Origin of the sequence: Fibrobacter sp. UWR3 (assembly GCF_900143055.1) — a bacterium.
GTDB lineage: Bacteria > Fibrobacterota > Fibrobacteria > Fibrobacterales > Fibrobacteraceae > Fibrobacter.
Window position 1 is genome coordinate 324,474 of the sequence record NZ_FRCW01000005.1, and the last position, 8,728, is coordinate 333,201.

The 8,728-nt window shown below is 54.7% G+C and carries 5 protein-coding genes; 2 read left to right on the plus strand and 3 right to left on the minus strand.

Annotated features, from left to right (window positions below; translation table 11 throughout):
- Positions 1–244: 244 nt before the first annotated feature.
- Positions 245–4,159 carry a hypothetical protein gene (locus tag BUA44_RS09005; protein ID WP_143151929.1) on the plus strand — a complete coding sequence of 1,305 codons (3,915 nt, stop codon included), beginning with the start codon at positions 245–247 and terminating at the stop codon, positions 4,157–4,159.
- Positions 4,156–6,057, plus strand: coding sequence for a BamA/TamA family outer membrane protein (locus BUA44_RS09010; protein ID WP_072811023.1), 1,902 nt, complete (start codon positions 4,156–4,158; stop codon positions 6,055–6,057). The genes BUA44_RS09005 and BUA44_RS09010 overlap by 4 nt, the downstream gene beginning before the upstream one ends.
- A 72-nt stretch (positions 6,058–6,129) precedes the next feature.
- On the opposite strand, the gene BUA44_RS09015 is transcribed toward BUA44_RS09010, so the two are convergent.
- Genes BUA44_RS09015 through BUA44_RS09025 form a run of 3 tightly spaced genes read right to left on the minus strand, consistent with a single transcriptional unit; the run spans position 6,130 to position 8,542 of the window.
- Positions 6,130–7,086 carry an ABC transporter ATP-binding protein gene (locus BUA44_RS09015; RefSeq protein WP_255370505.1) on the minus strand — a complete coding sequence of 319 codons (957 nt, stop codon included), beginning with the start codon at positions 7,084–7,086 and terminating at the stop codon, positions 6,130–6,132.
- A gap of 16 nt (positions 7,087–7,102) precedes the next feature.
- Positions 7,103–7,801 carry a hypothetical protein gene (locus BUA44_RS09020; protein ID WP_072811026.1) on the minus strand — a complete coding sequence of 233 codons (699 nt, stop codon included), beginning with the start codon at positions 7,799–7,801 and terminating at the stop codon, positions 7,103–7,105.
- Positions 7,802–7,834: 33 nt separating this feature from the next.
- Complete coding sequence (locus BUA44_RS09025) at positions 7,835–8,542, minus strand: fibrobacter succinogenes major paralogous domain-containing protein (RefSeq protein WP_083579552.1); 708 nt, start codon at positions 8,540–8,542, stop codon at positions 7,835–7,837.
- Between the last annotated feature and the right edge of the window lie 186 nt (positions 8,543–8,728).

An 8,728-nucleotide genomic window follows, 5' to 3' on the forward strand; every position in this document is an offset into this window, starting at 1 on the left:
AATACTTACTTAAATCTTTCCGTAATTTTTAAACAACCGTTTTGTAATATTTGTTAACGAAAATATGTGATATCCATCGCATAATTTGTATGTCATAGGTGAAAGAACGCACCAAAAACCACACACCCAGAGGCACCCAAAATCCTCCTTGTACACGCAACTCTTTGAGCATCAACGAGTTATGCACCCATTTCTGGCATATTCCGGACCGCGACATATAATATGTTTTCTATAATTATGCACGTTGAAGATAGGTACTTCGACATTTGCTTTGACCGCCGCCATTGTGACGGTCGTTGTTGGCGTTCTTGCCCTGGGCGCCTGGTTTACGCGTATTGCCGTAATTACCTACTTGTCGAACCCGCACACCTACGGCGACGTGGAAGTCACCCCCCACGGGTACACGCTCGGGGGCCCGCTCACCCATTCCTGGGATTCCGTGACCGTAAAGCAGGGCGACAACGTCTACACCGTAAAGGACTTTAACCTCGACATTACCATCCTGGGCGAAGGCAAGGGAGGCAAAGTTTCGCTCGGCGAATTTGCCGCAAGCATCAAGACGAGCCCCGACACAAACGGCACCGACAAGAAAAAGGACCCGATAGGGGAAATCGCCTTCCCGGAAAGGGCCAAGTTCTACCTGCCCGTAGAGGCGAGCGTCGGGAAGATTTCCGTGGATATAAACGAAGGGAGCGAAGACGCAAAGCACTGGCAGGCAACGGACCTCTCCATCAAGAGCGAGGGTATGCAGGCGGCAAGCATAAAGCTCGACAGCATCCAGGGCGACTACCTTGCAGAAACGGCGAGCATCGATATCCGCGCGGATTTCGCAGGCGAGAACGTGGCCGTGAAGGGCAAGGTCAAGGCCGGCAAGGATGCCATAAAGCTCGACGTGAAGGCGCCGAAGAACAACATGGCGGCAGTCAAGACCCACGTGGACATGGAAGTGAAGAAGCCCGAGGACTGGATACCCGTGGAAATTCCGCCCGCGGTACCGACCATCGGGGCAATCAAGGTGAACGGCGACGTGAGCTTCGACCCGAAGACGCGCAAACCCAAGTACAACCTGAACCTGCAGACGAGGGTCGGCGAGTTCTGGCCCCTGATGGCAAGCAACGCGAAGATAAACCTGAAGGGCGACGACGAGCGCTACCACGTGCACGTAGACCTGTACAACGACGAGGGCGGGCACATTATGCTCGAGGGCGACATGGACAAGAATCTCGACGGCGATATTAGCGGGTACGTCGAGTACATGAGTTCCATATTCGGCCCGCACATGATGCCGCTCGACATGAAAATCCATTCCGCGCACAAGGAAGGCGACCGCATAGACGTGAGCATCGAAACGCGCCAGGGTTCCACAATCGACGCGGTCGTTAACCTGGGCGACAAACTGCTCGTCACGTTCGAGGGAGACTTCTCGCCGTACGAACCTTGGGCGCTGGACTGGAACTTCGGAAACCTCACGCTCCGCAACCGCTTTACCATCGACGGCAACTTCCAGAACGGGGTGCTACACGCGAAGGCGAAAATCCCGAACGTGGACTTCGCCTACCAGATGAAGGCCGATTCGCTCGAAGTGGAGCTCGACCTCAACAGGAACGGCATCCAGTTCAGCAACGGCATCATCTACGGCGAAAAGGAAACGTTTGACTTCTTCGGCGACGTGATGTGGAATCACGAAGACCCGCACACCTCCTGGGACGTGACGCAGCGCGAAGGCGGGCATGCCTACGCGTACATCGCGTGGACCGACTCCATCACCATCGAGGTGCAGGCCGACAGCGTGGACATCAACACCATCCCGTTCGCAAAGCTAAAGATAAGCAACGACATCTACGGCACCGTATCCGGACACTGGCGGCAAAACTTCACCGACAACGTGGGCTCGATTGACGTGTTTGCCGAAGGAAACTACGACCCGTTCGAAATCCGCGCACACGTGAAAGCAAGGCAGAGCGGGGACTCCATCTTCATCGACAGGTTCCAGGCCATGCAAGACAAGAACATGGTGGAAGCAGAAGCGGCGTTTATCCTTCCGAACGACTCCAACCCGGAATTCAAGCCAACAGCGTTCCTGCCCATACAGGTGATTCACGCGTGGGCGTCGGCAAAGGACTTCAGTATTCCGGTGCTACTGGAACCGCTCAACGACACGACTCTTGCCAACGGATTCATGAGCGGCGACATCGCGTACGAAGAAGGCAAGGGCCTGCTCGGCAACATCGACTTCACGCAGCTTGAATTCAAGAAGATTGCACACACCATACTCAAGGTAGACAAGGTGAACCTTTTCGCCGAGGGCGACAAGGTAGAACTCAATTCGTACGTGAACATCGGCAACGGCGGATGGGCGGGTTCCTCGCAGGTTATCGTCGACAACGTGTTCAGCAACAAGCGCCACGTGAGCGTAAGCCACAGCACCGACAACGGCGGCGACGTCGCCGTCGAGGGCATCATAGACTCGCTGTACACATTCACGGGCAAGGCGAATGTATCGGGCGCATGGTTTATCCCGGGCACCACAACAGAAATCAAGCGCACCGACCTGCAGATAGACGTTTCCGCAAAGCTCAAGGAAGGTATCAAGGGCATAACCGCAGAGATTACCTCGGATTCCACGTTCTACCAGCCTCCCAAGATGAGCAGGCTTGTCCCGTTCCGCGTGAGGGGGCACCTCGAAAACGGGATTGCCGAAATTACCGAATTTTCGACCCGCAACAACGAAGGCGAAACCATCAACGTTACCGCGGCATACAGCCTCGACAGCATGAAGCTTGAACGCTTCAACATCAGTTCCGACCAGTTCAGCCTCAAGTCCGGGCAGCATTCCATAATGGTGAAGGATGTCTCGGGCTCGCTCGAAGACAACGACAACGAGCTGGTGGTATCGGTGAGCCTCCCCTACATCCAGTACAACTTCTTCGACGAAACATTCGGCGAAGGCGAGATACAGGCCCAGAGCAACCTTGACTTTACTATACCGCGTTCCACCGGCGACCGACTCCAGAACAAATCCATTTCGGGCAAACTCATCGTCGACAAGATGATCTACTACAAGGCGCTCGAGTTCCAGATAACGCCGAATTCGCTCAACCGCATCCTCACGATGTTCAACAACTTCATCACCAGGTTGCGTACCACCGAAGCGCAGGAAGCAAAGATTTCTACCGCAAGCCCCATCAACCTGATGGTTCACGTGAACGACTCGCAGAGAGATTCCATCGCCATCGTGACTCCGTTCGCGACATTCCCCTTCACGTTTGACTTCTGGGTGCTCGGCAACACCAACAGGCCGCTCCTGCGTGGCGACGTAACGAATTCCAATGCGGGCTTTATCGGCGTGCAGGACCTTTACGAATTCGAACTGAACTCCTTCAGCATCTCGTGGATGGACGTTCCGTGGCAACACGGCGTACTCGAAGTATCGAGTGCGCAGGAACTCCCCTACTGCGACGACACCGGCGAAAAGGAAAACGAGACCTGCCCCATCAACTTCGACATCACGGGAACGATTACGAACCCGCAGCCCACGCCTACGAGCAACTGCGGTACTGAATCGAGCGCAGCAGCCACCTACTACAACATCATCCTCGGGTGCATCGCCGACAACAACGACGAATCGACCGACTGGAACAAGATTGCCGGCAAGGCTATCGGCAAGATGATTTCTACCACGGCCAACAAGACGCTCGGCGGCGAGTATATCGGCGATATCGACATGAAGGTGATGCTGTTCAGCAACAACACCACAAGCGACAAGGATTCAAGCTACTTCAAGATACCGATTTCACTCGACCGCTGGGTGAAGAACATGAAGTTCATCTTCGGTTACACGCAGGACCAGAGCGAAAACCCGACATATGACCAGGCCCTGCAATTCGGCGTGACCTACACGCTCCCCGTATTCCAGGACAAGTCGTTCTCGCACAAGAACCACCTCAACCCGTCGCTCTACCTGAACGGGCAGCTCAATTCGAAGCAGTATCTCACCAACACGGGAGCAAGTTCTAACGAGAACCGACTCGAAAAGAACGTCGGCCTCAACTACGGTTACCGATTCTGGAACGCGTGCCTGCTAGGCCTGGGCTACTGCGAAACGATATCCTCCAACGCATCGCTCAAGGATAGCGAGGAGAAGGAGGCACAAAAATGAAAAAACTAATCTGCTTCCTGCTTTTTGCAATCGCATTCGTCTTTGCCGAAGATACGGAGAAGAACCCCTGGAAGGTGCAATTCGACGGAAACGTTGTGTTTTCGAATTTCCAGTTGAACGAGCAACTCGAAGTTCCCGACGAATTCGGGAACCTTGATACCACAAAGCAAGACTTTATGATGGGCCTTGCCACCGAAAACATTCGCGCGCTCTACTATTCGCAAGGGTTCTTCAGCCTCAGCATGAAAATGGAAATCAGGCGTGAAGTTGATTCCGAGAACAAACGCAAGCGCGTTTACGTCATCTCGCTGCGCGAAGGCGAACGTTACCGGTTCGGCGGGACAAGCATCATCGTGCCCGATTCGTCCAAGATCGATATTGACATGAGCAAGCTCCGCACGAACGACAAGGAAAGGATTTTTTCGCAAGACGACATCGCCGAAGACATCCAGTTTATCCAGCAGACCTACCGCAAGGCGGGCTACCTGCACACCTACGTGTTGCCGGGCGAACTCATAGACACAACGCAAAAAGTCATCATGGTCGAGATTATCGTGAACCCGGGTGCAATGGTCATCATGGGAAACATGGTGAGTACCGCACAGAAAAACCTCGACAAGTCCAAGAAAGAACAAGAGGCGGGGCTTTCCGATACCGCATGGCTATCGTCGCTATGGAAAATCCCGCAAGGCGAAATCATTGACGGTAATCAGTTCAACACATTCAAGTCAAAATTACTTTCTACGCAGTTATTCACACAAATTAAACTTACCGACTCCCTGAGGACAGACGGGCTATCGGACATTCACCTGAACGTGACCGAGCGCGTACCCGGCGAAGCGCGCTACGGCCTGTTCTACGAAGAAATGTACGGGTTCGGCGCCATCGCGTATGCAAAGCACAAAAACTTCTTCGGTAAGTTCAACGAATTTTCCACCTCGTTCCAGCTGGCAGAGAACAAACAGGAAATTTCACTCGGCTACGCAAACCCGCTACTCTTCGGAACATCTTTCACGTTTATCCCCACGGCAATCCGCCTTGAAGACCGTCTGAGTTTCAACCACGAAAAGACCGCCCCGCCGGCCTACCCCGATAGCGTCGAAGAGCGTTACGAAATCATTAACCGCGGCGACCTGACTTTCGGCATTACCGACCACATCCGATTCCGCGGGACGCTCGATACGCGTTTCGTGAGCAAGAACGGAGCCGACATGTACAAGGTGAAGGGCGAAATAGCGCTCACCTTCGACTACACCGACGACTACTTCAACCCCACGAAGGGCGTGCGCGTGGCCCCGACCGTAGGCGCGGGCACAAACCTGAACGCAAACCTCGAAAAACTCACCATGATAGGCAACCCATACACCTACGGCGAGGCAACCGTGAATCTCTACCACCCGCTGTTCTGGACATTCTACGGAGCGCTGAGCGGGAGCGTGGGCAAGTTCTTCGAGAAGGCACTTGAAGACGATGCGCGCGTGTTTTACCAGGGCGGTTCACGTTCTGTGCGCGGGTACCGATTCCGCAGCATCTTCGCGAGTTACGAGAGCTACACGACCAGTACCGACGACGATGGCAACGAGGTCATTGACACGGTCATCAACACGGGACTTACCCCGATGTACCTGCGCATAAACGAAGAAATCCGCTGGACGCTCCCCTGGAAGGGCTGGAGGCACTGGCAGATTGTACAGTTCTACGACTGGACCCGCGTGATGGACAACGAACGCGACTTGTACAAAGAAACTGCGAAAGAAGCGCTCGGCCTCGGGCTGCGTTACCGCTGGCAGTTCCTCACATTCCGCCTGGATTACGCATTCAAGAAGAACCTGAGCGACTGGAGCCCCGAAGGCTTTGCCTGGGGCAGGTTTGCGTTCGACTTGTCGCAGACGTTCTAATGCGGCAAAGCCGCAATGTGGAATGTGGGATGTGAGATGAGTAATTACTAATTACACATTTCACATTACACATTATCTGACAGTCTTTTTATAAAGAGAAGAAAGTCCCGTGCCGGCACGGTTCACGTCGGCTTCGATTCCGGCGGCGGCGAGAATATCGCGAATTTTTTCGGGAGTCGGAAAGGCGGGTGAATTGTCCGCAGGAGTATTGCCCACGGGCGTTTTGCCAGCGGATAAATTGCCCGCGGGTGCATTACCGCGGACTTCCACCCGGAACGTCGCGGTTTCGCTCGCGATGTCGGCGACCCGCCCGCTCTTCAAGACGTGCCCGCGGTCGATAATCGCGAAGTCAGTCGCCTCCTCTTCCATCTCGGCTAGAATATGCGAGCACACGATGGCCGTACCGCCTTCCTGCCTGCGCCAATCCGCAATGAGTTTCCACACCGTCTCGCGCGACATCGGGTCAAGATTCGCCACCGGCTCGTCCAGAATCAAAAGACGCGGCGCAGGAGCCATCGCGCGCAGCAACTGCACCTTCTGGCGGTTCCCGAGCGAAAGCTTGCCCATGCGGGTATCGAGTGGCGGGAGTTCCAGGCTCTTCGCAATGCGGGCAATGCGTTCGCGGGCCGCCTGCTCATTCCACCCGGGAATGCGGGCCGCATAGAACCCCACGAAATAGTCCACGTACTCGTTTATCGAAAGTTTCGGGTATACGCCCGGATTCTCGAGCAGTATACCGCAGGCGAGCGGGTCGAGGAACGAACCTCGCGAGCCCGAACCTGCAGCCCCCTTCGCGCCAGAATGCGTATTAGACACGCGCACGTCGCCAGCAAGTTCAATCGTTCCGGAGAATTTCGCGAAACGCCCGCACAGAAGGCGCAACAGCGTAGTCTTCCCCGCCCCGTTCGGGCCCAGCAGCGCAAAGAAACTCCCCCGCGGGATTTCGAGCGACACGCCCGAAAGCGCGTCCACGCCCGATTTCGGGTAGCGGAACGAGACGTTCTCGACTTTTACCAGCGGGTTTTCCATCGCGCGCCCCGCAAAACTACTTGCAGAATTCCTTGACCGCCTCGGCCGGGTTCTTGATGAGCGCGAAAGCGTCCTTCGTCTGGCGCACCGCCTCCATCTGCACCTTCTCGGATGCACGCTGCAGGTACTGGATGCAACGCCAGTCCGTACGCACGGCGGCAAGCTGCACCGGCTCTGTACGGTCCTTGATGCTCACGAACTCAAAAGCATGGTAGTCCTGCTTCACCGCGGCAATCACGATGGCGGCAGAGGGGCGCACGATATCTTGCAGGGCATGCCAGTCGCGTTCCACGAGCGCCGCCTGGATCTTTTCGCCCATGAACGGCACGGCCTTTACGGCATCGGCACTCGCGCGTACCGCCTCGGCCCACAGGTCTTCGCCCGCGTTGTCAATCTTCTTCACGATTTTCCAATCGCTACGCACCGCGGCCTTGAGCAGGTCGGGGTTCGTCACGAACTTCAGAATGTTCGGGTCGCCGTTCACCGCGGCAAGGAGAGCGGGCTCGTCAAGGGCGTTGAGCGCTACCTTCAAATCTTCGCAAAGGCCGTTCTTGATGTAGAGAATCGCCTGCACGTTCTGTGCAAACGCCGCCTTCTGCGCGGCAACAGTCGGGTTCTCGATAAGGCTGATGGCGTACCAGTTGAGTTTCACCGCCTCGAGTTGCTGTTCTTCGGTCGGGTTCTCGATCTTCTTGATTTCAGTCCAGGACTGCATAAAACCTCTTGTTTATGCGGTAAAGATAGTAAACTAGTCCTTAACGCAACGGACCGAGAACCCGTAGTTGTTGTAATCGTCGCTGGACATACCCGCAGCATAGTCGGCGTTGAAGTCCAAGAACGCGCTGTACGGACCGTTATTGATTTCAGTAGAACTCACAGTAGAACTCCGGAAGAACGTGTGGGCGCCCGCGTAGAGATATCCCCCACCTTTAACCCTGTAGCCAGCAGGGAGCGCCGAGAACCCGAATGCATCCGTGCCTTTGCCACCGGATGTGGACTTGAGCATTTTGCCTGCGGTCGCTCGTCCACCAACAGCATCGAACAACATTTCCCATTCGGCCTTGCTAGGCAAATGCCAGCCGTCGGGGCAAACATCAACCACAGCATCCCATGTGTATAGTCGACCATACTTTTCGCAATACTCGTCAGAGTCCTTGTAGCAGAAACTAGAGTCCGTTTCATAGTTGAGGTTCTCCGCCATCCATGTCTGGTCGCCAATTTTAACGGTCTTGTAAATCTGGCCGTCGCGGTCGTCAGCCAACTCGCTATATTCGCAATTGTCTTCCGTTTCGGTCTTACAACCGACGACAGAATCCGAAGACTTCGTAGAACTGCTGGATTTGGCACGGGAAGAAGACGAATCGTCCGAAGACCGGGTCGCGAAATCGCTGTCATCATCACCGCAGGCGACAAGCATCATCGTGCCAACAAGAATTCCAAGCCAAAGGGAACGCATATTTCCTCCTATGATTTACTTGATAATATAAGAAAAAGCCCCCGGCTTTGAACCGAGGGCCGATTTACTTTAGCCTATTTGGTCAAAAAAGGGCCTATATGACATTTGGGTACCTAAATTTCTCGTAACCCTTTGATTTATAAGGCGTTGTAGCAAATTTTTCTTTTATGGGAAAAATTTGCTTTT